Raw genomic sequence first — 25,247 nt, 5'->3', positions numbered from 1 at the left:
TCGCCCGGGTCAACGTGCTCTCGCGAACCCCGCACCGCGGCAACCCCGTCGGTCGTGCTCGACGGCGAAGCCTTCGATGACGTTGCCATGCAACGGCTTGCCCGCAACATCTGTGTCGAGGAACTGCAGTGGATCGGGGATATCACTTCTGCAGAGGGTGGTCGCGCGGGACCGGCGTAGGTTCGCCGCGGCCGGGCGCCAGGATCATGATGGGTACGGCGCAGTGTTCGGTAAGCTCGGTCGCCACACTGCCCAGAAGCCGTTTGGTCAGTCCGCGGCCCTGTCGGCCTATGACGATCGCATCGACATCGTAGCTTTCGGCGAAGTGGCCCAACGTGGCTGCCGGAGGGCCAGTGAGGATCTCGGTGTAGCACGGAATCCCTTGGCGGCGAAGAAGCGCCGCCGAGTTGGCGAGTTCCTCGGTCGCCTCGCCGAGCGCGCGATGGTGCGGGAATTCGCTGGCTTCGTAGTACACAACCCGTGCGAGCACGATCATCTCGGACTGGCGTCCGAACAGGCTCACTGCAGTGTCCAGCACACGTTGTGCTGCGGGCGAGCCGTCCAGCCCAACGAGCAACCGCACTCCAGATGGCTGCGCATCGCGTGGGGGCGGTGGCTCCTGTGATCCTGGATTGGCGAGCCGCGATCCGTGCTCGACACGCTCGGCCGCAATTGGGACGAACAGTGGACCCAATACAGCGGCAATTGCGATCCATGTCTTGTCGTGGCCACGACGGACAATCCAGATGCCTGCGATCAGACCCGTCAGGAGCCATGCGGTGAGGAAGCCGGCCAGTAGGAGAAGCGTCGTCACGCGTCCATTCTGGCAGCCCAAGTCGATCGCGACGATGGTTCTAGGGCTCCAACGGCGAGGGACTTTTGGCCCTTGCGATGGAACGATGGCAATGTCTAGATCACCTGATCGCGCCTTGAGCCGGAAATTGGTGATCGAGCCCGGCTGATGAGCCCCCGGGGTCGAATCGCGAATCTTCCAGTCGGTTCCTGCAGTTCGTCGGGTTGACGACCAGCCGAGGCTGGGCAAGGCCGGCGAGATCAGTGTGGTGGCTGAATCCGATGGATCGGTCTGGGTCGGTGGTGCCACCACCTGCTTCGAGGGTGGTGCGACGCTCTAAACGGCATGTGCGGCAACGGCCGGTGCGACCCAATCCCAGAGGTAGGTGCGCAAACCGGTGTCGTGTCGTGACGGCCCGCCCGGGTCGATGATGAATGACTGTAGGGTCCGCAGCATGAACTCGACGAGCTGAGTGAATACTTCATCATCGAATCCGGCTGCAGCCCAGTCGATGTCGAAACGTTTCAGGATCGACTTGCCGAATTCGATGGCGAGATCCGAGGTTACGCCGGCGGTAAACGCGCTGGCCTTGCCGGGGTGCAACACCAGGCTGAGGTAACGGTCGTGTGGGATCTGTTCGGTGGTGTAGGCGATGCCCTCCACGACGGCTTCGCCGGGATCGGTGATCGAGCCCAGTTCCGCTGCGAGCCGATCGAGGAAGCCGTCCACTGAGGAGACGGCCGTGGCAGCCATGAGGCTCTCGACAGTCGGGAAGTAGCGATAGACGGTCTGTCGCGTCACCCCGAGGGCCTGCGCCACCTCGGACACGCTCACCGTGCCGCGCGCGTCGATCGCCTGGCGGGCCGTGCCGATGATGCGGCTGACGGCTTCGTCGTCGTCGGCGGGAATGTCTCCCGACCAGCCGTGCCTGCGCATCCGTTGATCGTCGCACGAAAGACGCTGAGATCTTGACAATACAGTAAGTGACAATTGTATGGTCAAATTATGACTGTCAGCCCAGTTAGCAGCACTGATGAGGAACTGACCCGCCGTGCCCTGCGGCACGCCGTCGAGGGGACGACGGATATGGCCGAGGCGGTGCTGAAGGTGCCCTTGCACTACTACCGCGATCCGAAGATCACCGAGATCGAGGAATCCCAGATCCTGCGCCGGGTGCCGCTGGCGATCGTGCCGTCGACCCAGATCGCGGAGAAGAACGACTTCGTTGTCCGCTCGGTGCTCGGGGACTCGCTGCTGGTCACCCGCGACCGCACCGGCGCCAGCCATGTTCTCCTCAACTACTGCCGCCACCGCGGCGCGATGCCGGCCTGCGGGTCAGGCAATGCGTCCCGCTTTGTGTGCCCGTATCACGCGTGGACCTACCGCAACACCGGCGAGCTGTTCATGGTTCCGGGTAAGGCCGGTTTCGACACGATGGACCCGGCGGAGTACGGCCTGGTGGAACTGCCGTCGGAGGAGCGTTACGGGTTCGTCTGGGCGGTCCTGACCGCGGATGCGTCGATTGACCTCGACGGCCACCTCGGAGCGCTCGGTCCAGAACTGGCGCAATGGAATTACCAGGACTACGGCTACCACACCGATCGCGAATTCTCCTCAGAGGTGTCGTGGAAGGGTGCACTCGAGGCGTTCGCGGAGGGCTACCACTTCCCGTTCGTGCACGGCGAGAGCCTGATCGGGCAGAACACCCTGCCCAACACCGCAATCTACGACGAATTCGGCAGGCACCACCGCATCGGATTCCCGTTCAACTGGATCAAGAATCTTGCCGAAGATCCGAGTGCCGCATTCGACCCCTCGGCCAACATGGGCGTCATCTACTGGGTCTACCCGAACCTCATTCTCGCGAACAGCCCCGTCGGCGTAGAGATGATCGACATGCTGCCGGAGGGGGAGCCGACCCGCTGCACGGTCCGGCACAGCTGGATGGGTCGCATCCCGGCGACGAATGACGACATGCGGGCGGCTTATGACGCCGTCTACGAAGGCGTCCATGCCGCGGTGCGCGACGAGGATTTCGCCCTGCTCCCGCAATGCGGTGAAGGTGTCCGGCACGGTCAGCACGACCACATGATCATCGGCCGCAACGAAATTGCGGTTCAGCACATGATCAAGGTGTTCGCCCATGAGTTGGGCGTGGCTCTGGCTTAGGAGCCTCACTTCCCGGGCAGGGCGCGCATCGCTTGCAGGGTGATGCCGGGCACCGTGCGCGCCAGGTCCGGGCGCTGCTTGCCGAAGGTCCGCATCGCTCGGTAGAACGACCAGACCTGCCGTGGGCTGGGAACTTTCGGCACCCAGGCCAGCTCCCAATGGATGCCGTTGATCGGGTCGTCGAAGAACACCGCGTAATAGCCGGGCCAATACTGGGGGTAATCCCGCGGTTCGTCGGTGACCCGGAATCCCTGGGGAATCAGGAAGCCACGATGAAAGTGGTCGACTTCTTTGCGGTTTCGGGCCCACAGCGCGACGTGATTGATTCCCACGGACTGCTCGGAATGGGTGAGCTTGCCGCCGGTGCGCGCCGGTTGGATGCCAATGTAGCTGTGGGGGTTGAGGAATCGCGTCATGTAGTAGATCGACTGGTACTCCATGTTCAGTGAGGAGAAACTGCTGAACCCCAGCCAACCGAACATCGCGTCGTAGAACGCTATCGACGCGTCGTAGTCCAAGACCGCGAACTCGACATGACTGACTCCCCGCCACCGCATCGGGCCCCCTAGGTATCGACTACTACCGAATGTAGTACTCAGTGGGGGCGCTGGGAAGGGGTGAACGAGCGCCGGTTTCCACTGCAGGGTTGCTTCGCGCGAAGGGCCACGGCCGGTACGGAGAAATCGGCACACCAAGGCCATTGCTGCCAACCGCCGCTCAATTTCTGCCATCGGAATTAACCGCGCTGACCTGCGTGTTGTGCAGGTCAGACCGGGTAGGAATTCCCCGAACCGGAGGACAGACGTCCGAACCGCGACACTCACGCCACGGCTCGAACGCCCCAGACAGAAGGGCTTCGACATGAAGAAGTTTGGTTTTGCGAGCATGATCGCCACTGGTTTCGCCGCCGCAATCGTCGGCCTGGCCGCCCCGGCGCAAGCCGACGTCTCCCATCACCAGTGGGTGCACGACATCCAGCAGCACGCCAGCACCGGCGCCGTCACCCCGGTATTCGGCAACGGCCGCTGACGCACGACGCAAGCGAGGGACGTCCACCTGGGCGCCCCTCGCTTGTCCGTCGGCGTCGAGTCCCTGGAAGTAGGGTGGCGAAATGACCACCACCCACCGGCTCGCAGTGATTCCGGGCGACGGTATCGGCAAGGAAGTAATGCCCGAGGGGCTCAAGGTGCTGGAGACGGCGGCCGCCGTCTTCGATTTCGCCATCGACTATGAGCAATTCGACTACGCATGCGCGGAGTACTACACCGACACCGGCGCCATGCTGCCCGACGGCTGGTTCGACGAACTCAGCCGCTTCGATGCGGTGTTCTTCGGCGCCGTCGGCTGGCCCGACGTTGTGCCCGACCACATTTCGTTGTGGGGCAGCCTGCTGCAGTTCCGTCGGCATTTCGACCAGTACGTCAATCTACGTCCGGTCAAGCTGATGCCCGGGGTGAAAAGTCCGCTTGCCGGCCGCGGACCCGGCGACGTCGACTTCGTCGTGGTCCGGGAGAACACCGAAGGTGAGTACTCGAGTATCGGCGGCAAGATGTTCGAGGGCACCGATCGCGAGACCGTGGTGCAAGAGACGGTGATGACCCGCGTCGGCGTCGACCGGATCCTCAAGTACGCGTTCGAGCTCGCCCGACGTCGGCCCGACAAGCATCTGACTTCCGCTACGAAGAGCAACGGCATTTCGATCACGATGCCGTACTGGGACGAACGCGTCGAGCGAATGAGCGAGCGATACCCCGACATCCAGGTGGACAAGTTCCACATCGACATCCTCGCGGCGAACTTCGTGCTGCATCCCGACTGGTTCGACGTCGTCGTCGCGAGCAACCTCTTCGGTGACATCCTGTCGGACCTGGGGCCTGCGTGCACCGGCACGATCGGCATCGCCCCCAGCGGAAACATCAACCCGGAACAACGTTTTCCGAGCCTGTTCGAGCCGGTGCACGGCTCCGCACCAGACATTGCCGGACGGGCAATCGCCAATCCCATCGGGCAGATATGGAGTGCGTCGTTGATGCTCGACCACCTGGGTGAGCGCGATGCCGCCGCGGCGATCGTCAAAGCCGTCGAGGACGTGCTGGCGCGTGGGGGTGACATCCTCACACCCGACATGGGTGGATCGGCGACGACGAGCGCGCTCGGCACTGCCGTTCGCGACCAGCTACAGGTGAATCTTTCTGGTTCGCAATAGGTTCGCTATGTGTCAGGCCGACATCTGGCAGAGAAAGTCAGGCCCGCCGACGTAGACGATGCCCGACGGGTACGGAGCCGACGCGGCACGCACGATCGTGGTCGCCAGCTCGCGGTCGGACATCACCTCGCCGGAAACCACGGTGAAATCGATTCCCCGCCGGTCGAATTCGGAGCGCATCGCATAGAGCGCGGTCTCACCGGCCCGCTTGCTCGCGGCGATCGTGGCATAGCCCTTCGGCACGGCCTTGTTGGGGAAGAAGTGTGCCTGGTGGCTGGTGACGAACACGATTTGACCGCCCACCGGCATCAGCGGCAGGGCCAGCTTGGCCAGGCGACGCTGCGCGTCGCGGTTCAGTCGCATCGCATAGCCCGGATCGGATCCGAGCTGAAGCCCGGTCGATGCGTTGAGCACCAGGACGTCCAAGCGGCCGAATTCGCGGCCCACCCGCTCGATCATCGCGGTGGCGGCGGCTTCGTCGGAGATGTCGGCGCCGAGCGTGGAGGCGCGACCGCCCGCGCGGCGGATTTCGTCGACGACCGTGTCGGCGCGTTTGGCGTTCTCGCGGTAGTTGACGACGACGTGGGTGTCCGGACCGGCGAGCTGCTGAGCGACGTCGGCGCCGATACCCCGCGATGCGCCGGTAACGAGAGCGATCCGGGTGGCTGCTGCAGGCTGCATGTCGGGTTCCTTCCGTCACTGCCGAGGCGGATGACCGCCCTGAGCACCCACCGTACCGCAACTCTAAGAAAAATAAGACCCTTTTAAGGTCACGGTAAGGGCAATGTCGCGTCGCAAGTGTGTTGCTGCGGTGCGCCGCCTAACCTGGCCTCATGACTGGTCAACGCGTGCCCGGTGGAGTGGTCCACAAGTTGCCGGCCGACCTGCGGGAAGCCTTGATCGGCAATGTGACGGCGTTGGAAGCCTGGAAAGACATCACGCCGCTCGCGCGCAACGAGTTCATCTGCTGGGTCGAGGACGCCAAGCAGCAGGTCACGCGCGAGCGACGGATCCGTCGGACGCAAGAAGAGTTGGAGGAGGGGCAGCGGCGTCCGTGCTGCTGGCCCGGATGCAAGCACCGCGAGCGCAACGGGAAGTAGCCGCTGAATGCCTACCGGATCGACAGGCCGGTGATGGCCCGGGAGATCACCAGGCGCTGGATCTCGCTGGTGCCTTCGAAGATCGTGAAGATCTTCGCGTCGCGGTGCATCCGCTCCACCGGGTAGTCGCGGGTGTAGCCGTTACCGCCGAGGATCTGAATGGCTTCATCGGTCACGTACACAGCGGTCTCGCTGGCCACCAGCTTTGCCATCGATCCCTCGGCATTGTCGAAGGGCTGGTTGTTGCGCGCCATCCAGCCGGCCCGCCACACCAGCAACCGTGCGGCGTCGATCCGGCTCTTCATGTCGGCGAGCTTGAACGCGACGGCCTGGAACTCGCCGATCTTGCGACCGAACTGCTCACGTTGGCAGGCATAGTCGAGGGCGTACTCGTAGGCCGCGCGGGCCACACCGACCGCCATGGCACCGACCGAGGGCCGGGTGCGCTCGAAGGTCTTCATCGCGGCCTGGCCGCCGGCCGAGGCCCCGGACTTCACTCGCGCGATGCGGGCCTCGAACTTCTCCCGCCCGCCCAGGATCAGATCCTCGGACAGCCGGACGTTGTCGAGCACCACCTCTGCGGTGTGTGATGCCCGGATCCCGTGCTTCTTGAACTTCTGTCCCTGGCTCATGCCGTGAGTGCCCGGCGGGATGATGAACGTGGCCTGTCCGCGGGAGCCCAGCTCGGGGTACACCGAGGCCACCACGATGTGGACGTTGGCGATACCGCCGTTGGTGGCCCAGGTCTTGGTGCCGTTGAGCACCCATTCGCGGGTCGCCTCGTCGAAGCGGGCGCGGGTACGGATGGCGCCGACGTCAGACCCGGCATCGGGCTCCGATGAGCAGAACGCCCCCAGCTGAGGGTCTCCCGGAGTGCCGAACATCGGCGGCAACCAGGTGCCGATCTGTTCGGGCGTCCCGTTGCCCGCCAAGGCTGCTGCGGCCAGGCCGGTACCCAGGATCGACAGCGCGATCCCCGCGTCTCCCCAGAACAGCTCCTCGAACACGGTCAGCATGCCGAGCCCGGTGGGCTCGGCGGTCTGCTGAGCGAACAACTCGGGGGAGTACAGCCCGACCTTGGCGGCCTCCTGGAGGACCGGCCACGGCGTTTCTTCTCGCTCGTCCCATTCGGCCGCTGCGGGACGCACCACGTCGGCAGAGAACTGGTGCACCCAGTCGCGGACCTCGATCACATCGTCGCTGAGTTGCATGGAGAACGTCACGGTTGGCTCCTGAAATAGATTGGGGATCAGTTGGTTTGAGAGCGGTGTTGATTGATCATGCTGACGGTCTGGGTGACCCAGGCCTCGAAGAAGCGTTCGTGGTCGACGTTGCCCGGCAAGCGTCCGGTCAGCGCCTGAAGGGTCGCGGCATAGGACAACCCGGAGATGGCGACCGCTGCGGTGGCCTCTGGATCCGGGATCTGGAAGCGGCCCGACCGATTGGACGCCGCCAACTCGTCGGCGAACCGCTGATAGGCGTTGTCGGTGATGATCTGCCAGGTCTTCTCATCGAGCTCGCCGAGCTCATCGGGCTCGCGCAACATGACCCGCAGCAGCTCCTCACTCTGGGTCAGGTTCGTCCAGATCAACTGCCCCGCGCTGCGCACCGCCTCTTCGACCGACTTGGGATTGCCGGCGTCGTACTGCTCGCGGGCGCTCACGATGGCGTCGATGCGGTGGGACACCGCGGCCTCCAACAGCTCGCGTTTGGAGCCGAAGTGTTTGTAGAGCGCACCCGAGCCGGGTGCCAGGCCGGCGGCCTGCTGGATATGGGCCACCGACGTCGCGGCGTACCCCTTGGCGGCGAACAGCTTCAGCGCTGTGGCCAAGAGCCGATCCCTTCCGGATGACATGGTGAGAGAGTACTCACTCACCAAATTGGGGTGCAAACGGGTCCCTAGTGCTGGCTGCATCGATAAGTTGGCCTGGACTGTGTCGGTCTTACGGGGGAGGCGTGACGATGGCAATGCTGACACGAAACGACAAGATTTTGTGCGGCACCTATGCCGTGATCGCACTGGTCGCGCTGGTGGCGACGTGGTGGAACAACATCGCGTTCTTCAGAACCGAAAGTGCGAGCCTGATCGACTTCATCCAGAGTGGCTACGCCAACTACGGGTCATCCTCGCTCACCAACGACCTATTGCTGTTCGGGCTGGCGGCCTTCGTGTTCATGGTCGTCGAGGCGCGCCGGATCGGCATCCCGAAGGTGTGGATCTACCTCGTGCTCAGTGCGGTCGTCGCGGTGAGTGTGGCATTTCCGCTGTTTCTGATCCGGCGGCAATTCGTGCTGGCGGACCGGCGGGCAGCAGCAGCGGCCGACGGCGATCCCGCGTAGGAACAGGTGGACATCGTCTGGACCAGTTCGTAGCCTGTCCCGGGAGATATACGCCGGGCCAGGAGCGGTCCTCGCAGTGAAGGATCGTGACAGTTCGGATGACCGGGGCGCGCCAGTGGGTTCGGCGAGCGGTGTGCGGTGTCGCGGTCGCGGTCCTGTTTCTGACGCCGATCGGCGACGCAAAGGCGGACCCCGCGGCCGATGGTCTGGCCAAACTCAACGAGCTGTCCCGTCAGGCGGTCGAGACTCGCGAAGCCGTCACGGCCGCCCAACGCGATGTGGACGCCAAGGAGGCCGAGCAGACGGCCGCCGCAGACCGGCATCGGGCCGACCTGGAGGCCCTCGAGATCGCGAACACCCAGCTGCAGCCCCTTCAGACGGCCGTCGACCGGGTGGCGGCGATGACCTACATCAGTGGGCGCACCGGCCAGGTGGCGGCGGTGCTCACCGCGGACTCCCCGCAACAACTGATCGATCAGCTGACGGTGCAGCGGGCGGTCGTCGATGGATCGGCCGACAAGATGGAGGCCTATCGATCCGCGCGTGAGCGCGCGGCCGCCGCCGCAGGCGCCTCGGAGAAATCCGCCGCTGATGCGCGCGCCGCGGCCGAGCGGGCTTCCGCCGTACGCGGAGACCTGCAGACCAAGTTGCGTGAGCTGCTACGTCAGATAGCGGCTGCGGAGGCACAGTACGGGGCATTGACCCCGCAGCAGCAGGCCGTGGTCAACACGGCGGCGGCCGTGACGCCGGGCGTCAGTGCGGACATCCCGGAGTCGTTGCCCGTCGGCGTCGCCTCCGAGGTCGGGCTGCAGCCCAACACCATCGTGGCCGCTCGGGCTGTCAGCGCACAGTTCCCCCAGATTTCCGAGATCGGTGGGGTCCGGCCGGACTCGAAGCCATGGCATCCCAGCGGGCTGGCCATTGACATCATGATCCCCAATGCCGGGAGCCCCGAGGGCATCGCGCTCGGCAACGAGATCATGGCGTTCGCGTTGAGCAACGCAGCCCGATTCGGGCTGCAGGACGTGATCTGGCGAGGCACCTACTACACGCCGTCCGGACCGCAAGGTTCTGGTTACGGCCACTTCGATCACGTGCACATCACCACGACTCCGCGTCACTAGTCGGAGAGCCCCAGCATCCTGCGGGTCATCTGGTTGAGCTGGACGCGGAGGGTCTCGCCGTCGATATCGGCGAGCAGCGGATGCATGACGGCGACACTGATCGCGCTTGAGAGCATCGCGGCGTGGAACCGGGCCTCGACGCCGGCTTCGGTGCCCAGCAGCGCGGCGTAGAGGCGTTCGATGAATCGCTGAAACGGTTCGTACTCGGCCTGTAGGCGAATGATGACGGGGTCGAACATCGGAATGCTGAATGCCCCGCGCCGGTCGATGGCCTGCTCGATCATCCGGTCGAGCAGCGCATCGCGGGCCTGCCCGGGCGCCCCCTCGGCCTCGGCCGCTTCGAGTGCGGCTTCGAGGCGGCTCAGCTCCCGCTCGGTGATCGCGATGACGATTTCGTCCTTCGTCTTGAACTGCCGGTACACGGCGGCCTTCGTGACGCCCATTTCGTCGGCGATCATCTGTAGCGACGTCCCGCTGACTCCGTGACTGGCGATGAGTTTCAGGGCCGCGTCCATCACCCGGGTCTGAGCGGCGGTGCGCGTGATCCCGCCGAAGGTGCGGGCCTCCTGAGTGGACGTCACAGCGTCAACGGTAGCCGACGATTGACCGCCAAGTAGCCGATCGGCTACCGTCCAAGTTGCCGATCGGCAACCAAGGCCACGTACGAAGAGAGTTCGACGATGAGACGACCTGACGGTGAGTTGATCCTGCTGGGGACGTTGCCCGTGGTGGCAATCATCTGGATCTCAGCGTTCTTCCTGTTCCCGGGATTCGTACATCCGATGTCCCCCAACATGTCTGCCGAACAGGTCGCCGCCTTCTATCAGGACGAGGCCGCACGGATCCGCTACAGCATGATCCTGTTCAACTGGTTCGGCGTCGGCCTCATCCCCATCGTGATCCTGCTGGCGATGCAGGTGCGCCGGATGGCCCACCGCACGCCGATCCTGTCCTACAGCTTGGTCGCCGCGGCCGGAGGTCCGCCGGCGCTGTTCCTCATCGCCAACATGTTCTGGCTGCTCGGATCGTTCCGTCCCGACCGTGCCCCCGAGCTGACCCAGGTACTCAACGACCTCGCGTGGCTGACCTTCACGCTGCTGGTGCCGTATCTGATCGCGCAGTGCCTGCTGCTGGCCTTGGCGATCTGCTGGGATCAGCAGGAACGACCGGTGTTCAAACCGTGGGTGGCGTACTTCAATCTCGCCATCGCGGCCGCGCTGGTCCCCGCGACGTTCACCGCACTGTCGTTCGACGGGCCCTTCGCCTGGGACGGGGTGTTGTCCTTCTGGCTCAAGAACATCGCCATCGCCGTCTGGATTCTGGTGATGGGAGTCGTTCTCGCCCAGGCGGTCAAGCAGCAACGGGCGCAGGACACGGTGCCCGCATGACCGGCTCACGGTGGAGCAGGTTCCTGTGGAACGTCCGCTACCACCCCAAACGCGAACTGTGGTTCGCCTGGTACGTGATGGTGTTCTTCTACCAGCTCTACGGTGTGCTGTTCTTCTTCGTCACCCGCGTGCAACCACCGCCGAGCCCGGCATGGGACACCCCGACCGTCGTGGAGTGGGTCACCGGCCATCGATTCGGCGTGCTCGCCGGCTTCGGCGTCGTCTTCCTCATCACCGGCCTGTGCGCGCCGATGAATGCCCTCCTTGCGTACTCGATGCGAAGAATGTCGGTCAGCCCGGTGTTCGCCTACTCGTATCTGATCATGTACTCGCTGAGCGCAATTCCGGGCATGCTGGTCATGGCCATCGCGATGACCGCGGCCGCGTTGCGGCCCCACCGCGACCCCGAGATCATCCACTGGCTCTACGAATTCGCCTTCCTGTCGTTCAGCGGGACCATGGGCGTGTTCCTGATCGGCTCCTTGGTGTGGATGACTGCAGTCCTGCTCGACAAGAACCGCGTGTTCCCGAAGTGGTTCGGTTATCTCAACCTCTGCAACGCGCTGACCGAGGTGGTCGTCGCGCCGGCCTGGATCTTTCAGCGAGGTGCGTTCGCCTGGAACGGCGCGATCGCCTGGTGGGTCAACATGGTCGTATTCGTCACGTACACCGGCGTTTTCATCGTGCTGCTGCGCCGGATGATCGAGCGTGAGGACTTCGGCACCGGTCCGCTGCCGGACCTTGCAGGCAACGAGGCCGACGAGCACCACGTGGCGGAGGTGGTTCGATGACCGAGCAAGTCCACGATGTGCGCGCGAGGTCTGTGCCCGGCCAGCCCGACATGTGGATGTTCGTACTGTTCGAGTCGCTGTTGTTCACCGCGTACTTCTCGGTGTACCTGGTGTCACGCACCCAGAATCCAGAACTCTTCCTGCAGTCCCAGTCTCATCTTGACCTGCGCATCGGCGTCGCCAATACCATTGCACTGCTGCTGAGTTCGTGGGCGATCGCCCGCTGCGTCCAGGCCTCCCGCGAGGGCAACTACCGATCCGCGTTGACGAACGTGTTCCTGACGATCTCGTTCGGTGTCCTCTTCCTGGCCGGCAAGATCGTCGAGTGGATCACCCAGATCCGCATGGGGAACACGTTCACCAGCGACGAGTTCTTTCAGCACTACTTCTTCCTGACCTCTATTCACTGCATCCACGTGCTGATCGGCTTCGTGGTGCTCGGTGTCGTCGTCTACCAGTTGTGGAACCCGAAGCGGCGATCCCAGCAGCTCGTCGAGACGGGGGCCACCTATTGGCACACCGTCGATTTCCTCTGGGTCCTGATTTTCGCGTTGATCTACGTCGTGAGGTGAGTGGTGCGCAACGGCTTCGACAAGAGACTGCTGATTGTCTGGGCGGTTTTGACGGGAATGACGCTTGTCTACGTCTGGCTGGACGAAGCCGTCGACCAGAACGGGACCTTGACGGCCAGCACGGTGGTCACCGTCAGCGCGATCGGCATCGCACTCATCAAGGTGCGCATCATCTTCCGGGAATTCATGGAGGTGCGGAACGCGCCGGCGCTGCTCTGCCGTCTGACCGACGGATGGGTGGTGCTCATCGGTGTGTGCTTGTTGGGAAGCTACTTCGTGGGATCAGCCATCGCGAGCTAATTGTGGCCACACCGCCTTGGCCGGTTCAGATTGCCAAGTAGCCGAGACGCTGTGCAGCCCCGGCGATCCGAAGGGCCAGACCGGGATGGGTCAGCGGCAGTGAGAGTGCGGGCCATGCGGGCATCGCCGAGGCTGCGGGAAAGAACAGGGCGATACAGGGCTCCCCGGCGAACCGACTGTTGTAGCGCAACCCATCGAGATCCGGGAAGGCTTCGGTGATTCGTCTGGCCCAGCGCTGTGTGATCGAGTGTGGTGCAGTCGATATCGCGAATGTGCCGCCGGCTCGCGTCGGCCAGGATCCGGTGCTGTCCGTGGCCAAATCGAGCAGCCGAATGTCACGGGCGAACCGCAACCCGGTCAGGTAGGGGTCACCCCGTAACCGGTCGATGGTGCGCCCAACTTGAAACGCCTCGGCCAATGCCGGCGTTGGTGCCGAGGCGCCGTACCAGACACCGATACCAGGGTGATCTCGCGCCGGCGGTGGATGAGGGTCGAACCGCAAGTGCGGACCGTACTCGCGAAAACCGTTCCAGGCCAGTATGTGACTGCCGGTGGTGCGGTGTATCCGCCACCAGAGATCGTCCGTTGTGACGATCCGGTATTCCTCGTTCCGGATACCGATGGCACGTAGCTTGGCTGCCGTCGGCGGTCCAGGAAGGCGAGCGGTCACGTGGTGTACCAGTCGGTGCCTGCCGCAGCGGCGACTGCTTGGGTGACGTCACCACCATCGCGCAACCACTCGACCGGAGTCAGCGGCCGGTCGTGGAACAGGTCAAGCTGCGGGGTGCGGAGGAACCCGGCCACGGCTACGGGGTGAAGATCGGCGGGCAGCGCCTTGAACACCTGATCGAGGCCGCGGATCTGGCGTGTGGGCCCACCGTGGGCGTCAGTCTCGAACTGCAGCGCGGGAAAGAGCCAGGTCTGCCCGTCCGGGATCGCCCACAATTCGCCGGCGAGCCGTTTCTGCCGCACCCGTGACGGGCTGATCCCGAGTCCGGTGGCGACCTCGTCGGGGGTGAATGCGGTCACCGTGAGGTGAGCCGTGCGGCCGGCGATCTCTGTGCCGGCCGCAATCAGCGCGTCCTGATCCTCGGCGAAACCTGCCTCATCGAGCAGTCGAGCCTCGTCCTCGCTGAGGGAAGCGGCCCATGGTCGCAGCGTGGGAAAGCTTTTCAGCGCCGCGACAAATTGAGGGGTCGTGATATCGAAACGCTCCTGGAGCAGCTGCTCCAGCTCGGCGTTCGGCTGCATGGCAACCTCCTTCTAACGGAAGTTAACAACAGTCTATGTTCGTTAGCCGAGCGTGTCGAGACGCGTTCAGGTCCCGTACAGGTGCAAGGCTCGGGCTGCCGCCGTCGCCACTTCGCCGCTCAACTTCGCGATGGGTGGACCACCGCGCTGATGGATGACGTTGGCCAGGACGGCGACGTACGTGTCTGACCCTGGATCCATCCACAGGGTGACGCCCGTGAACCCGGTGTGACCGAAACTGCCGACGGGAAAGACCGTGCCGCGCGGTCTGGAATGCGGGGTATCGATATCCCAACCGAAGCTCCGAAGGTCTTGCCCGTTGATGGCCGGGTAGTGCGGAGCGAGACGGGCGCCGTTGGCGTTGTTGGCCGCCTCGACTTGTTGGGCGTTGTGCCCGGGCTGTTGTGGTGTCGTCATCAACTCCACGGTCGACTGCTTCAGCGGAAATGTGCTCGGCCGGCCGGCGAGACGATCGAGCAGGGCTTGCGCGAACCGGCCGACGTCGTTCACCGTCGAGAACACCCCGGCGCTCCCGGCCACCCCGCCCATGCGGCGTGCCGTCGGGTCATGCACGGTGCCGCGCAACGGGTGGCCGTAGTCGGGGTTGAGGCCCGGGGTGTCCTCGTCGAGCGCCGTCGGTGCGATGCGGGGCAACAGGTCGGTGCTCCAGGTGCCGGCCGGGCAGTCGGTCACCTCGGGCGCGTTCGAGTCGAAGGCGATCGCGGTTCCCCGGACCTGGTGTGGGCCACAGGCTTTGGCCGCCGGCAGATAGTGGGTCTCCGACATCCCAAGTGGGGTAAAGACATTGTCCGGCACGTACCGATCCAGAGGTTGGCCCGTGATGCGCTCGATGATCGTGCCCACCACAATGAAGTTGATGTCGGAGTAGTGAAACAGCTGTCCGGGTTCGTACACCACCCACGCGCCGAGCGCGCGGTGAATACCTTCAGCCTTGTCAGCCTTTTCCAGCCCCCACGGCCCGTCCAGGCTCAGATCGCCGGCGATACCCGAGGTGTGGGTGAGCAACATGCGGACGGTCACCTGCGCGCGGCGTGGGTCGCTGGCCGGGTTGAAGTCCGGCAGGTAGGTCTGCACCGGCTCGTCGACCTTGACCAGGCCCCGTTCGTAGAGCTGCATGAACGCCGTCGTCGTCGCGATGCTCTTCGACAGCGACGCCAGGTCGAAGATCGTGTCCTCGGTCATCGGCTCCGCGGGAGCGGGCACCCCGTCCAGCCCGGGTTCACCGTCGAGCTTGCGCGAGCCGTATGCCTTGCGGAACACGACGTTGCCGCCATGCCCGACCTGGACCACCGCGCCCGGCAGCCGATGTGCCGCGATGGAGTCGTTGACGAGCTTCGAGACCGCGGTGAAATCGCCCGTCGGAACGACGGCGGCCAGGGTGGGTGCCGCGAAGGTGGGTGCCGCCGCGGTCGTCGTCGATGGGGAACTGGCCGTCGGCGGGGACGCTGGTTGCCCGCACGACGGGGTCGCGACGACGGCGAAAACGACTGTTCCCACCGCGCAGATCCGGGCAAGCGGTCGCGACATGGTCACCCGATCGACGGTACGGGATCAGTGTCGAGCCCGAGCCTGCGTTCGCAGGCGTCCCGCGCGAAGTGGTGCGAGTCTGGGAGGGAGGTGTCGTGTGCCTGACGCTGTGACGAACATGTAGCCTCTTGCGGCTTTTCCGGCTTTTCGTCGCAAGAGCCTGCAGACTCGTCACAGCGCGTCAGAGGGGAACCCAGGTGCAGACAGGGACAACGATTGCGCTCAATGTGTTGCCTGCGTCCGCGGCTCAAGGTGTTGCGCCCACCCCGACGCGCACACCGCAGTGCAGACCAGCGCCAACAAGCCCACAAAACTCAGCATCACCGGGTAGCTGAACCAGTGCGCCAGCGCCGCCAGCACGGCGGGCAAGAGGAACCCGAGATAGGCCAGCGAGTAGTAGACGCCGGAGATCCCGGCGAGCTCGTCGGGCGGCGCAATACGTTGGATCTCAAGCAGGCCCGACACGATCGCGATCCCGTACGCGCTGCCGAGCAGCATCGCGACCAGCGGGGCGACGAGCGCCGAGCGGGTGACGGCGGTGGCAACCGCGGCGAAGATGCCCAGGGCCATCAACGCCATCGACACCACGACGGCCCGCGAGCTGGAGACGTCGTCGAGGCGTCGCGCCACCGGTTGGATCGCCACCCCGCAGCCCAGTGTCAGCACGGTCAGGCCGACGGTATAGAGCAGGGCCCAGGAGCCGAGCTGGTCGGCGACGAGTGCCGGCACCACCGCGTAGGCGATGGCTGCCGAACCAAAGATCCACGGCGCCATGGGAACAACGACATGGAGGAACCGGCGGTGGCCGGCTGCGGGCACCTTCAATCCGTCCAGGAAGGGCCGGTCCGAGGGCGCTGTCCGCGTTTCGACGGTCCGGTTCCACACCGCCCACAGCACCGGCACGCAGAGCGCCGCGTGGACCAGGTACGTCAACACCAGCGGCAGTGGCGCGTACACGGTGAGCAGTCCGGCACACAGCGGTCCGACGCCGAAGCCCAACGACAGGCAGATCGAGGCCCGGCGCGCCCCGGCACCGGCCGGCGCGTCGTCAAACGGTGGCCGAGACAATTCGGTGATCCATGCCGAGCCGACCGCCATTGCGATACCGACGGCCACTCCGCTGAACAACCTGCCGGCGAACAGGGCCGGGAAACCCCAGTAATCACCGATGGCCAGGATGAGACTGCCCAGCGCCGCACTGATCACGCCGGCGGCCATGACGTTACGTCGACCGTGGCGGTCCGAGAGCGTCGAGGCGATCAGGAGTCCCGGGATCAGGCCGAGCACGTAGGCGCCCAACAGGATGTCCACATCCACCCGGGTGTATCCCGAGTGCTGGGCGTAGGCGATCAGCAACGGGGTGAATTGGTTTCCGCCCCAACCGATGCAGAACACCGCGATGGCCACCGCGAGCCACGGCTGTAGACGGTGCCGAACCTGAGCCGGCGCCTCACGGGAGTCGAAGGCGACTGCGGTCATGCCAGCACCACCCGGTACGTCGCCTCCAGATGCGCCAGCAACGCGCCTTCGAAACCCGGCACATCACGCCGGCCGATGGCGTCGGCCAATGCCGCGTGTTCACCGATCAATTCGGTCAACCGCGCGGCGTCGGAGCGCGCGGCGTCGGCCATCATGCGGCGCTGCCGGTCGCTGAGCGAACCGTAGAAGCGGCCGGCGATCGTGTTCCCGGCGACCTCCACGATCCGCCGGTGAAAGGCGTCGTCGGCGGCCGCGAACTGATCGGCATCGCCGATCGCCGCGCCGTGGCGCTGTCGCTCGACCAACTCGGTCAGCTCGCCGAACAGGCTGTCGATGGATTCTGCGGAGCGGCACAGCCGGCGCACCGCCGCGGTCTCGAGCGCCAGGCGCATCTCGAGCAGATCGGTGGCCTCTTGTGCGGAGACGGGGACGACGACGGCGCCGCGTCGCGGCACCAGATCCAGGAAGTCTTCGGCAGCCAGGCGCAGAAACGCCTCGTGCACGGGGGTGCGGCTGACGCCGAGCTGCGTCGCCACCTCTACCTCGCTGAGCAGCTGTCCGCCGCGAAACTCACCGGAGAGGATCTGATCCTTGGTCATCCGGTAGACGCGTTGGCTGTTGCTCGACTTCTCGTCCGTGCCCACGGGAGAACACGCTACACCCTTGCATGCAAGCTTGCATGCAAGGGGTCTACGCAGGGGAAACGCCTAGAAGGGACTGCTGTTGGCCTGGTACTTGGAGGATTCCGGTCGCGGGCCGAACCGGCGGATGTAGTCCTCGTGTTTCTGCTGGTCTTTCTTGTACTGGATCTCGTCGACCAGGTTGGGGTCGAGGCCGTGCTGGGCCAGCCGGTGCCGACGCCAGATCTTGTTCAGTGCCAGCGCCATCAAAATCGCCCAGATGTAGATCGGCACGGTCATTTCGATGTGCACGTACAGCGACGCGGGCAAGAGCCAGAGCGGTGCCAGCACGAACAGCGGCGGGATGGCCATGCGGATCAGGTGCCGGCGGACGGCCCCGTGGTCGGCAAGGTCGTGGGCCACCCAATCACGCATGGAATCGGGCAACCGTTTGCCGTAGCAGTAGGCGATGTACTGAAAGAGGTTGGGACGGTCTTTGGTTTTCTGGCCGGCCATGGTGGGCTCCTGGTGTCAATCGGTGAGTGAATTGGCCGCCAGCGCAGCCACATTGATGCGGGTCAACACCCGGTGCAGCTCTTCGAGTTCGGCGATGTCGGCGCCCAGGCGTTCCACTACCGCGGCCGGGATGGCAAGTGCCTGCTCACGCAGGGCCACCCCGGCTTCGGTGAGCTCGACGTCGGTCGCGCGTTCATCGCCGGCGCGGCGGCTGCGGGTCAACAGGCCGAGCGCTTCCAACCGCTTGAGCATCGGCGAGAGCGTCGCCGAATCGAGCTGCAATGCGGCGGCGATCTCCTTGACCGAGAGCGGGGATGCACCGCCGGAGCTGGACCGTTGGTGATCCCACAGCGCCAGCATCACGAGGTACTGCGGGTGGGTTAGGCCCAGCGGCTCCAGCAGTGGGCGATATACCGCCAGCACCGCGCGGTTGCTGACGGCCAGCGCGAAACAGACCTGCCGTTCGAGGGCCAGCGGATCGGAGCTGAGCTCCGGCGCTTCGGATACTGCGGACACAAAATGAACGTACCCTAATAGTTAGGGCACTAACAATGTCTCGGTGCTCACACGATCAGTGTGCGCGTTTGGCCAACCGCTCGGCGTTGTCGATGAGGATGGTCCGGCCCTGCACCCGGATCCAGCCGCGTTGCGCGAAATCGGACAGCGCCTTGTTGACCGTCTCCCGCGAGGACCCGACGAGCTGGGCGATCTCTTCCTGGGTCAGCTCGTGGTCGACGCGCAGCGCGTTGCCATCGCGGCTGCCGAACCGTTGCGCCAGGTAGAGCAGTTGTTTGGCGACCCGGCCCGGTACATCGGTGAAGATCAGGTCGGACAGGTTGTCGTTGGTACGACGCAGCCGGCGGGCCAACACACGCAGCAGTTGTTCGGCGATCTCGGGGCGATCGGCGATCCAGCTCCGCAGCACCGTGCGGCTCATCACCACCGCCTTCACCTCGGTCAGTGCGGTCACCGTCGAGGTCCGCGGCCCGGGATCGAAGATGGCGAGCTCACCGAACATGTCCGACGGGCCCATCAGCGTGATCAGGCTGTCGCGACCGTCCACCGATTTACGGCCGATCTTCACCTTGCCCGAGGTGATGATGTACAGCGTGTCGCCGGGCTCGCCTTCGGTGAACACGACCTCGGACCGGCGGAAGGTCACCGGCTCGAGCTGCCGGACCAGTGCGGCCACGGCATCTGGTGACACACCCTGGAAGATGCCGGCACGGGCCAGCACTTCATTCATATTTCCCCCTTGGTGGATGTGCCGAACCTGGCTGCCCGGAGTGTTTGCACTGGTAGCAGCCGAAAGTGCGACCGCCTTTCTACTTTACAAGGGCCGACGGACGCCTTCGGCTGCCGGGTTTACAGCAACGACGGGTTTCGTAATGGCTGCCGGGCGTGGGACAACTGCTGCAGTCAGATCGTCGAACAGCAGATCCGCTGAGCTTCGGCGACAGAGTCGGCGAGCGGACGACGCGTGTTGATCAGGTGGGCGTCGGACCAATCGGCACCGCCGGCCGCCAGTCCTTCGGCGATCTGCGGAGTGGCGTCCGAGTTGGTGCCCCGCCTTTGCGTGATGCGGTCCTTGGCTTCGTCCAGGGGTACCGTGCAGGCCAATTCTGTTGTCGGACAATGATGTTCTGCGGCGAGTTCGCGGGCCCGCCGTCGGAGCGCCGGGTCTCGCCAGGTACCGTCCAGGATCACCGATCGGCCCCCGGCCAGGGCAGTGGCGGCGTTGCACAGGACAGCGTCGTACACCGCTGCCACGTTCTCGCTGCTGTAGAGCCCCTCGTTCAGCGTTCCCGCATCGCCGGTGACCAGGCCTTGTTCCTGCAACTCGCGGCGCACGTCGTCGGTGGAGATCACCCGTGCAGACAACTGCTCGGCCAGCGCATGCGCCAACGTGGTCTTGCCGGTGCCGGGGCCACCGCCGATGACGACCAACCGAACGGCGCCTCGGCGAAGGTGTTCGAGGGCAATGTCGAGGTGGCGCCGAGCGTCGGCCTCGGCGCTCTGGTTGCCCTGTTCGACCCTGATGCAGTCGGTCTTGGCGCGAACTCCCGCACGGTAGGCGACGTAGAAATCAACCAGCGCGGCCTGGGCGGTGTCGCCAGAGAGCCGCCGGTACTCGGCGATGAAGTAGTCCGCCAGATCTTCGCGGCCGAGAAATTCCAGGTCCATCGCCAGGCAGGCGGCGTCGTCGATGCAGTCGAGGTGACGCAGGTGGTCATCGAACTCGAGGCAGTCCAGGATCGCCGGGCCCTCGGGCATGCAGAAGATGTCGCCGCTCAGCAGGTCGCCATGGCCATCGACGATGCGCCGGTTCGCGATGCGGTCCGCGAACAACGCGGTCCGGCCCTCGATGAACTGGTCCACCAGTCGGCCGATCTCGCTCAGCGATTCCGTGGACACCACAGTTCCGGCGTGCCGGTGCAGTTCCCTGAGGTTGTCGTGCCAGCGGCCGGCAACCGCGGGAACCCTAGCTGCAGTGTCGATGTCCTCCGAACGCTGCGCATCGGCGTGGAACCGCGACACCGCTTGCGCGATCGCCGACAGTTGCTCGAGGACGGGTTCACGGTTGACGACGATTGACGACAGTCGGCGGGCATCGGGGTATCGGCGCATCACGATCACTGGCTCGGGCGGACCGCCTTGCGGATCCGAGAGGTGCGCGACGCCCAGATAACTGTCGGGCGCCAGTCGCTGGTTCAACCGCACCTCACGGTCACAGACCTGTTCGCGACGCTCGACCGAACTGAAGTCGAGAAAATCGGTCACGACGGGCTTTTTGACCTTGTATGCCCGGTCGCCGACCAAGGCGACGATGCCGGTATGCGTCTCGTGGATCTCTGCCGCGGCACTCGTGGTCTCGGACTCAGCAGTCGGCGCCGGCGCGGGCCAAGCTGAAGTACCCATACCTCATGATGGCCGTGTGTGGACCCGCGGCGGTAGGGCCATAGGTCCTACCTCGCTCTGGTGGGGTACCGCGGCAGGTTCGTTCACTGGGGGCTGACCAGTCCGGTGTCGTACGCATGGATGATCGCGGCGGCGCGGTCACGCAGGTCGAGTTTGATGAAGATGTGGCCGATGTGGCTCTTGACGGTGAGACCGGAGATGCTGAGCTCGTCGGCGATCTCGGCGTTGGAATGCCCTTTGGCGATCAGCTTCAGCACATCGAGTTCGCGGGCGGTGAGGTCGCCGACTGCGGCGCTGCGACGCGGCTCGGCTGACTTGCGGTAGGTGGTGAGCACCCGTGAGGTCACGGCCGGGTCCAGATAACTGTCGCCCTGGGCCACTGCGCGAACCGCCCGGATCAGCTCTTCTGCCGAGGAATCCTTGAGCACGAATCCGCTGGCTCCGGCGCGCAGCGCTCCGGAGAGCAACTCGTCGTCATTGAACGTGGTCAGCGCCAACACCGGAGGGCCGCCGGCCGCGGTCACCTGGCGGGTGGCCTCGATCCCGTCGACGCGTTTCATCCGCAGGTCCATCACCACCACGTCGGGGCGGTACTGGGTGATGGCATCTGGCACCTCGTCGCCGTCGGCGCACTCTGCAACGACCACGAAGCCGTCCTTGCGTCGCAGTATGCGTCGCAGCCCAGAGCGCACCAGATCCTGGTCGTCGACCAGCAGGACCGCGACTTCGGTCACGGGGTCCGTCATGACACCACGGGGCACCATCGGGGTGCCCGGTCGGTGTCGTCCAACGGAATGTTCGTGCGCACCGACCATCCGTCATCGGCCGGGCCGACGCTGATGATCCCGCCGAGCTGCTCGACACGTTGGCGCATACCGCGCACGCCGCGGCCATCGACATCGCGGCCGTTCCTGACGGACAACGCGGGGACCGGGAGCCGGTTGGCGACGGTGAGCGACGCCGAAGTGCGTGAGATCCTCAGTAACACTGTGGCTTCCGCATCAGGTGCGTGCTTGGCGATGTTGGCCAGCGACTCCTGGGCGATGCGATACAACGCCAAGCCCACCGCGCCGGAAACCACATCGGTGCGCCCCGTGGCGTCGAAACGCACGGTTAGCCCGGCGCGTACGAAATCGTCGACCAGGCAAGAGATATCGTCGACACCAGGTTCGGGAGCCATGCTCATCGGGGCGCCGTCGAGCAGTCCGACCGTGCGGCGGATGTCCGCCATGGCCTGCCGGCCCAGGCGTTCGGCCTGTTCCAGCGCCTCGACGGCGTCGTCGACATCGCGATCCTGCTGCAACCCGCGACGTGCGCCGGTCACATGCAGCAGGGTCACGCTCAGCGAATGGGCGATCACGTCGTGGACCTCGCGGGCGATACGGCGGCGCTCGTCGGCCGCGGCGTGCCGGGCCTGCGCGGCCTGCGCATCCTGCTGCTGGCGCATGAGCTGCTGCTGAGTGTGCACGAGATAACCTACCAGCCAACCCATTCCGAGGATCCCCAGATACAGCGGCAGCGCTTCGAGGCGGTGCTGTGCGGCAGCCGCCATCAGCAGTGTGGCCGCGGTCAGCGAGGCCAGGAATCCACCCCACACGCCGACGAGTGAGGCGACCTCGCCGACCATCAGCACCGCGATCAGCGGGGCGAAATCGTTGGATACCGGTGTGGTCGTCGCGAACAGCAACACCGCGGTAGCGGTGGTCCATGTCGCCCAGACAATTGGTGCCTTGAAGTCGACGCCGGACAGGTAGAACAGCGCGAACGGGGCCACGCACACCACGACCGCGAGCAGGCTCGCCGGGAAGTCGGCGGTCGGGCGCTGCAGCATGGCCACCACGCCGGCGCCGATCACCGTGGCATCGAACGCCAATACGATGGCCCAGTTGTAGCCCACCGGGAGGGCGTAGCCCCGCCGGCGCACGTGTGCACGGAGGCCGCGCGCGATGCTGCCGAGCATGTTCTGATCGTAGAAGGCGAGGTCGCGGTCATGCCTCCTACTGCGGTTGGATTTTTTGGGGCCGGATTTTCCGGGATCGGACTTCAGCACTCAGAGTCGCCACATTTCGCGCGCCATGGCGGCATCTTCGACGAAGCCTTCACGCAGCGGCGGATAGTACGGCTGTTTCAGATTCGGCCGGGGTACGGCGACCAGTGCGGACCGTACCGCGGTCAGGGCGCGGCCCCAAAAGCTGCCGTCCCGGCGACCCGGCCGGTGCGGGGTTGCCGGCGCGGTCTCCGGCGGGGTGAAAACGGCGTCTTTGGCCGTCCATCCACGGGCGACGCCAGTCACTGAATTCGCTAGGGAAATAGCTGGGGAACGCTGTGCTCGTGTCATGTCTTGACGCTATGAAGAATGCAGGTCAACCCACATCGCGCTGCTGTCCGATCTTGTCCTACGACCGTGGTAGGAGATCTGCACCGACCATAGGACGATCCGGGCGTGAGTGATTACGCTCGTGCTGTGGTCCCGAGCTCGACGCGCAGGCGTGGCCCCCGGCGCGATGTCGACACCCGTGCCCTGATCGTCGACACCGCCGAGCGAATGTTCGCCGAGACGTCGATCGGCGCGGTGGCTTCGCGCGCGGTGGCCCGGGAGGCCGGCGTGGCCAGCCGCGCGGTGGCCTATCACTTTCCGGCCAAGAGGGATCTGGTGCTGGAGGTGGCCCAGCGCCGCGCCCCGACGGTGTTCGCGGCTGTCATCTCCGAACTTGTCCGGGTGGCTCAGTCCGAGAACGAGATTGGCGTCTGTGACGTCGTCGAGGCATTGATCGCGCCGTACGTCCGTCTGCTCGACGAGGATCCCGTCGGCGGGTTGCGCTGGCTGAAGGTGATGAATCAGCTTGCCCTGGATGAAGATCAGATCTGGCTGGATCAGTTGGCAGGTACACCGAGTCTGCCCGAGCTGTTCTTTGCCGCGGCGGGCCGTGCGATACCTGACATTCAGAGCAGAGAAGGCCAGCAACGCAGCACAATTGCCGTCTTGTCGATGATCGGTGCGCTCGCCAGTTCGGATCTCGCGCTGTACGGACGCCCGCTCGGGCCCGAGGGTTTGGACCGTGGCTGGGTCGACCAGCTCGTCCGGTTCACCGGCAGCGGTTTACTCGGCGATGAGCGCCAACCCGACTAGGATCGTGGCGTGCAGATCGACGGCCAGCAGCTTGCTGCCTTCGCCGCGGTGGTCGAACTGGGGAGCTTCGATGCGGCCGCGCAGCGTCTGCACGTGACTCCGTCCGCGATCAGCCAGCGCATCAAGGCCTTGGAACAGCGTGTCGGTCAGGTGCTCGTTGTTCGCGAAAAGCCTTGCACCCCAACTTCTGCTGGTGTTCCGCTGTTGAGACTGGCGGCGCAGACGGCACTGCTGGAGTCCGAGACCCTTGCCGAGATGGGCGGTGGCTCGGCGCACCGCACCAGGATCGCTCTGGCGGTCAACGCCGATTCGATGGCGACGTGGTTCACCGATGTGTTTGCCCAGGCGGCCGAGTTCTTGTTCGATATCAGGATCGAGGATCAGGACCTCTCGGCTCGGCTGCTGCGGGAGGGTGTCGTGATGGGCGCGGTGACCACCGAGCGACGTCCGGTTCCGGGTTGTCGGGTGCATGCGTTGGGGGCGATGCGCTACGTGCCGGTGGCCAGCGCGGAATACGTGCAGCGTTACCTGCCCGACGGCTTTACTCGCGAGGCCGCGCAGACAGCACCCTCGCTGGCCTGGAACCGCGATGACGCCCTGCAAGACCAATTGGTGCGCAAGGTGTTCCGCAAGGATGTCGTCAGGCCGATTCACTTCATCCCGACCGCAGAGGGGTTCGGTGCCGCGGTACGGGCCGGGTTGGCCTGGGGGATGTATCCCGAGGAATTGGTCGACGACGACTTCGTCCGGATCACCGAGCAGCACCTGGACGTGCCGCTGTACTGGCAATGTTGGAAGCTCGACAGCCGCACAGTCGAGGCCATCACGGCAGCGGTGCGCGATGCGGCAGGACGCCTCCGGGCCTGACCTCTAGCCCGGATTTTGCGTGGAAATGGGCGTGGGCTTGGTCTGATGTCGAGTTGTGTTGCTGGGGAGTAGTTTTCGGGTGTAGGCGTGGGTGGATTGTCCTGTTTCGCCAGGTGGTGCGGGCTTTCCCGGGG

31 protein-coding genes are annotated in these 25,247 nt (G+C 65.1%); 12 read left to right on the top strand and 19 right to left on the bottom strand.

Annotation, left to right across the window (positions count from 1 at the left end):
• Positions 1-142 precede the first annotated feature (142 nt).
• Both E0T84_RS15770 and E0T84_RS15765 read right to left on the bottom strand, forming a co-directional pair.
• A complete protein-coding gene (locus E0T84_RS15770) occupies positions 143-1,102 on the bottom strand; it encodes a universal stress protein (RefSeq protein ID WP_212757711.1) in 960 nt (319 codons plus the stop codon).
• Positions 1,103-1,129: 27 nt separating this feature from the next.
• Positions 1,130-1,729, bottom strand: a complete 600-nt coding sequence (locus E0T84_RS15765) for a TetR/AcrR family transcriptional regulator (RefSeq protein ID WP_070944984.1) — start codon at positions 1,727-1,729, stop codon at positions 1,130-1,132.
• 69 nt (positions 1,730-1,798) lie between these two features.
• Here E0T84_RS15765 and E0T84_RS15760 point away from each other — a divergent pair, with 69 nt between their 5' ends.
• Positions 1,799-2,962 carry an aromatic ring-hydroxylating dioxygenase subunit alpha gene (locus E0T84_RS15760; RefSeq protein WP_070944983.1) on the top strand — a complete coding sequence of 388 codons (1,164 nt, stop codon included), beginning with the start codon at positions 1,799-1,801 and terminating at the stop codon, positions 2,960-2,962.
• 5 nt (positions 2,963-2,967) lie between these two features.
• Here E0T84_RS15760 and E0T84_RS15755 read toward each other — a convergent pair whose 3' ends face one another.
• Positions 2,968-3,519, bottom strand: coding sequence for a VOC family protein (locus E0T84_RS15755; protein WP_070944982.1), 552 nt, complete (start codon positions 3,517-3,519; stop codon positions 2,968-2,970).
• A 304-nt stretch (positions 3,520-3,823) separates the two neighbouring features.
• Here E0T84_RS15755 and E0T84_RS15750 point away from each other — a divergent pair, with 304 nt between their 5' ends.
• On the top strand, positions 3,824-3,991 hold the full coding sequence (locus E0T84_RS15750; RefSeq protein ID WP_120764836.1) for a hypothetical protein: 168 nt from the start codon (positions 3,824-3,826) through the stop codon (positions 3,989-3,991).
• A gap of 82 nt (positions 3,992-4,073) precedes the next feature.
• On the top strand, positions 4,074-5,168 hold the full coding sequence (locus E0T84_RS15745; RefSeq protein WP_138744865.1) for a tartrate dehydrogenase: 1,095 nt from the start codon (positions 4,074-4,076) through the stop codon (positions 5,166-5,168).
• 12 nt (positions 5,169-5,180) lie between these two features.
• Here the strand turns inward: E0T84_RS15745 and E0T84_RS15740 are convergent, their stop codons facing one another.
• Entirely contained in the window at positions 5,181-5,849 is a 669-nt protein-coding gene (locus tag E0T84_RS15740) for an SDR family oxidoreductase (RefSeq protein WP_070188595.1), read from the bottom strand.
• A 152-nt stretch (positions 5,850-6,001) separates the two neighbouring features.
• Here E0T84_RS15740 and E0T84_RS15735 point away from each other — a divergent pair, with 152 nt between their 5' ends.
• Entirely contained in the window at positions 6,002-6,268 is a 267-nt protein-coding gene (locus E0T84_RS15735) for a YdeI/OmpD-associated family protein (RefSeq protein WP_070944980.1), read from the top strand.
• 11 nt (positions 6,269-6,279) lie between these two features.
• Here the strand turns inward: E0T84_RS15735 and E0T84_RS15730 are convergent, their stop codons facing one another.
• Entirely contained in the window at positions 6,280-7,491 is a 1,212-nt protein-coding gene (locus tag E0T84_RS15730; protein WP_138744864.1) for an acyl-CoA dehydrogenase family protein, read from the bottom strand.
• Between the two features lie 26 nt (positions 7,492-7,517).
• Complete coding sequence (locus E0T84_RS15725; protein ID WP_070944978.1) at positions 7,518-8,123, bottom strand: TetR/AcrR family transcriptional regulator; 606 nt, start codon at positions 8,121-8,123, stop codon at positions 7,518-7,520.
• A gap of 107 nt (positions 8,124-8,230) precedes the next feature.
• On the opposite strand from E0T84_RS15725, the gene E0T84_RS15720 reads away from it, so the two are divergent.
• Positions 8,231-8,608: a DUF2834 domain-containing protein gene (locus E0T84_RS15720; RefSeq protein WP_171055046.1), complete on the top strand. Its 378-nt coding sequence runs from the start codon at positions 8,231-8,233 to the stop codon at positions 8,606-8,608.
• A gap of 98 nt (positions 8,609-8,706) precedes the next feature.
• Positions 8,707-9,732 (top strand): glycoside hydrolase, encoded by a 1,026-nt coding sequence (locus E0T84_RS15715; RefSeq protein WP_138744944.1) that lies wholly within the window; start codon positions 8,707-8,709, stop codon positions 9,730-9,732.
• Here the strand turns inward: E0T84_RS15715 and E0T84_RS15710 are convergent.
• A complete protein-coding gene (locus E0T84_RS15710) occupies positions 9,729-10,247 on the bottom strand; it encodes a TetR/AcrR family transcriptional regulator (RefSeq protein WP_138744943.1) in 519 nt (172 codons plus the stop codon). The genes E0T84_RS15715 and E0T84_RS15710 overlap by 4 nt on opposite strands.
• Before the next feature lie 165 nt (positions 10,248-10,412).
• On the opposite strand from E0T84_RS15710, the gene E0T84_RS15705 reads away from it, so the two are divergent.
• Genes E0T84_RS15705 through E0T84_RS15690 form a run of 4 tightly spaced genes read left to right on the top strand, consistent with a single transcriptional unit; the run spans position 10,413 to position 12,783 of the window.
• Positions 10,413-11,120 (top strand): hypothetical protein, encoded by a 708-nt coding sequence (locus tag E0T84_RS15705; protein WP_070944966.1) that lies wholly within the window; start codon positions 10,413-10,415, stop codon positions 11,118-11,120.
• Positions 11,117-11,911 carry a hypothetical protein gene (locus E0T84_RS15700; protein WP_070188613.1) on the top strand — a complete coding sequence of 265 codons (795 nt, stop codon included), beginning with the start codon at positions 11,117-11,119 and terminating at the stop codon, positions 11,909-11,911. The genes E0T84_RS15705 and E0T84_RS15700 overlap by 4 nt, the downstream gene beginning before the upstream one ends.
• Positions 11,908-12,483 carry a cytochrome c oxidase subunit 3 gene (locus tag E0T84_RS15695; protein ID WP_070944965.1) on the top strand — a complete coding sequence of 192 codons (576 nt, stop codon included), beginning with the start codon at positions 11,908-11,910 and terminating at the stop codon, positions 12,481-12,483. The genes E0T84_RS15700 and E0T84_RS15695 overlap by 4 nt, the downstream gene beginning before the upstream one ends.
• Positions 12,484-12,783 (top strand): cytochrome C oxidase subunit IV family protein, encoded by a 300-nt coding sequence (locus tag E0T84_RS15690; protein WP_083339258.1) that lies wholly within the window; start codon positions 12,484-12,486, stop codon positions 12,781-12,783. It abuts the gene before it with no gap.
• Positions 12,784-12,808: 25 nt separating this feature from the next.
• Here the strand turns inward: E0T84_RS15690 and E0T84_RS15685 are convergent, their stop codons facing one another.
• The 12 genes from E0T84_RS15685 to E0T84_RS15630 form a co-directional block, all read right to left on the bottom strand.
• The gene (locus E0T84_RS15685; RefSeq protein ID WP_070944964.1) at positions 12,809-13,453 is read right to left on the bottom strand and encodes an RES family NAD+ phosphorylase; all 645 of its coding nucleotides are present in this window, start codon (positions 13,451-13,453) and stop codon (positions 12,809-12,811) included.
• Complete coding sequence (locus E0T84_RS15680) at positions 13,450-14,034, bottom strand: helix-turn-helix domain-containing protein (protein WP_070944963.1); 585 nt, start codon at positions 14,032-14,034, stop codon at positions 13,450-13,452. Before E0T84_RS15680 ends, E0T84_RS15685 begins: the two co-directional genes overlap by 4 nt.
• Positions 14,035-14,100: 66 nt before the next feature.
• Positions 14,101-15,582, bottom strand: coding sequence for a serine hydrolase (locus E0T84_RS15675; protein WP_138744942.1), 1,482 nt, complete (start codon positions 15,580-15,582; stop codon positions 14,101-14,103).
• 222 nt (positions 15,583-15,804) lie between these two features.
• Complete coding sequence (locus E0T84_RS15670) at positions 15,805-17,061, bottom strand: MFS transporter (RefSeq protein ID WP_138744863.1); 1,257 nt, start codon at positions 17,059-17,061, stop codon at positions 15,805-15,807.
• Entirely contained in the window at positions 17,058-17,705 is a 648-nt protein-coding gene (locus E0T84_RS15665; RefSeq protein WP_138744862.1) for a GntR family transcriptional regulator, read from the bottom strand. The genes E0T84_RS15670 and E0T84_RS15665 overlap by 4 nt, the downstream gene beginning before the upstream one ends.
• A gap of 63 nt (positions 17,706-17,768) precedes the next feature.
• Positions 17,769-18,197, bottom strand: a complete 429-nt coding sequence (locus E0T84_RS15660; RefSeq protein ID WP_070944961.1) for a DUF5313 domain-containing protein — start codon at positions 18,195-18,197, stop codon at positions 17,769-17,771.
• 15 nt (positions 18,198-18,212) lie between these two features.
• The gene (locus tag E0T84_RS15655) at positions 18,213-18,713 is read right to left on the bottom strand and encodes a MarR family winged helix-turn-helix transcriptional regulator (protein ID WP_070944960.1); all 501 of its coding nucleotides are present in this window, start codon (positions 18,711-18,713) and stop codon (positions 18,213-18,215) included.
• Positions 18,714-18,768: 55 nt separating this feature from the next.
• The gene (locus E0T84_RS15650) at positions 18,769-19,443 is read right to left on the bottom strand and encodes a Crp/Fnr family transcriptional regulator (RefSeq protein ID WP_070188620.1); all 675 of its coding nucleotides are present in this window, start codon (positions 19,441-19,443) and stop codon (positions 18,769-18,771) included.
• A 173-nt stretch (positions 19,444-19,616) separates the two neighbouring features.
• Entirely contained in the window at positions 19,617-21,116 is a 1,500-nt protein-coding gene (locus E0T84_RS15645) for an AAA family ATPase (protein WP_070944959.1), read from the bottom strand.
• A gap of 83 nt (positions 21,117-21,199) precedes the next feature.
• Positions 21,200-21,862, bottom strand: a complete 663-nt coding sequence (locus tag E0T84_RS15640) for a response regulator transcription factor (RefSeq protein WP_070944958.1) — start codon at positions 21,860-21,862, stop codon at positions 21,200-21,202.
• Positions 21,859-23,076 carry a sensor histidine kinase gene (locus E0T84_RS15635; RefSeq protein WP_070188644.1) on the bottom strand — a complete coding sequence of 406 codons (1,218 nt, stop codon included), beginning with the start codon at positions 23,074-23,076 and terminating at the stop codon, positions 21,859-21,861. Before E0T84_RS15635 ends, E0T84_RS15640 begins: the two co-directional genes overlap by 4 nt.
• A gap of 90 nt (positions 23,077-23,166) precedes the next feature.
• Positions 23,167-23,454 (bottom strand): hypothetical protein, encoded by a 288-nt coding sequence (locus E0T84_RS15630; protein ID WP_138744861.1) that lies wholly within the window; start codon positions 23,452-23,454, stop codon positions 23,167-23,169.
• Between the two features lie 105 nt (positions 23,455-23,559).
• Here E0T84_RS15630 and E0T84_RS15625 point away from each other — a divergent pair, with 105 nt between their 5' ends.
• Both E0T84_RS15625 and E0T84_RS15620 read left to right on the top strand, forming a co-directional pair.
• Positions 23,560-24,246 (top strand): TetR/AcrR family transcriptional regulator, encoded by a 687-nt coding sequence (locus tag E0T84_RS15625; protein WP_070944956.1) that lies wholly within the window; start codon positions 23,560-23,562, stop codon positions 24,244-24,246.
• Positions 24,247-24,255: 9 nt separating this feature from the next.
• The gene (locus E0T84_RS15620) at positions 24,256-25,113 is read left to right on the top strand and encodes a LysR family transcriptional regulator ArgP (protein WP_070944955.1); all 858 of its coding nucleotides are present in this window, start codon (positions 24,256-24,258) and stop codon (positions 25,111-25,113) included.
• Positions 25,114-25,247 lie beyond the last annotated feature (134 nt).

The sequence above is a fragment of the Mycobacterium sp. DBP42 genome (assembly GCF_005924235.1).
GTDB lineage: Bacteria > Actinomycetota > Actinomycetes > Mycobacteriales > Mycobacteriaceae > Mycobacterium > Mycobacterium syngnathidarum.
This window is presented reverse-complemented; position numbering and strand designations above follow the sequence as displayed.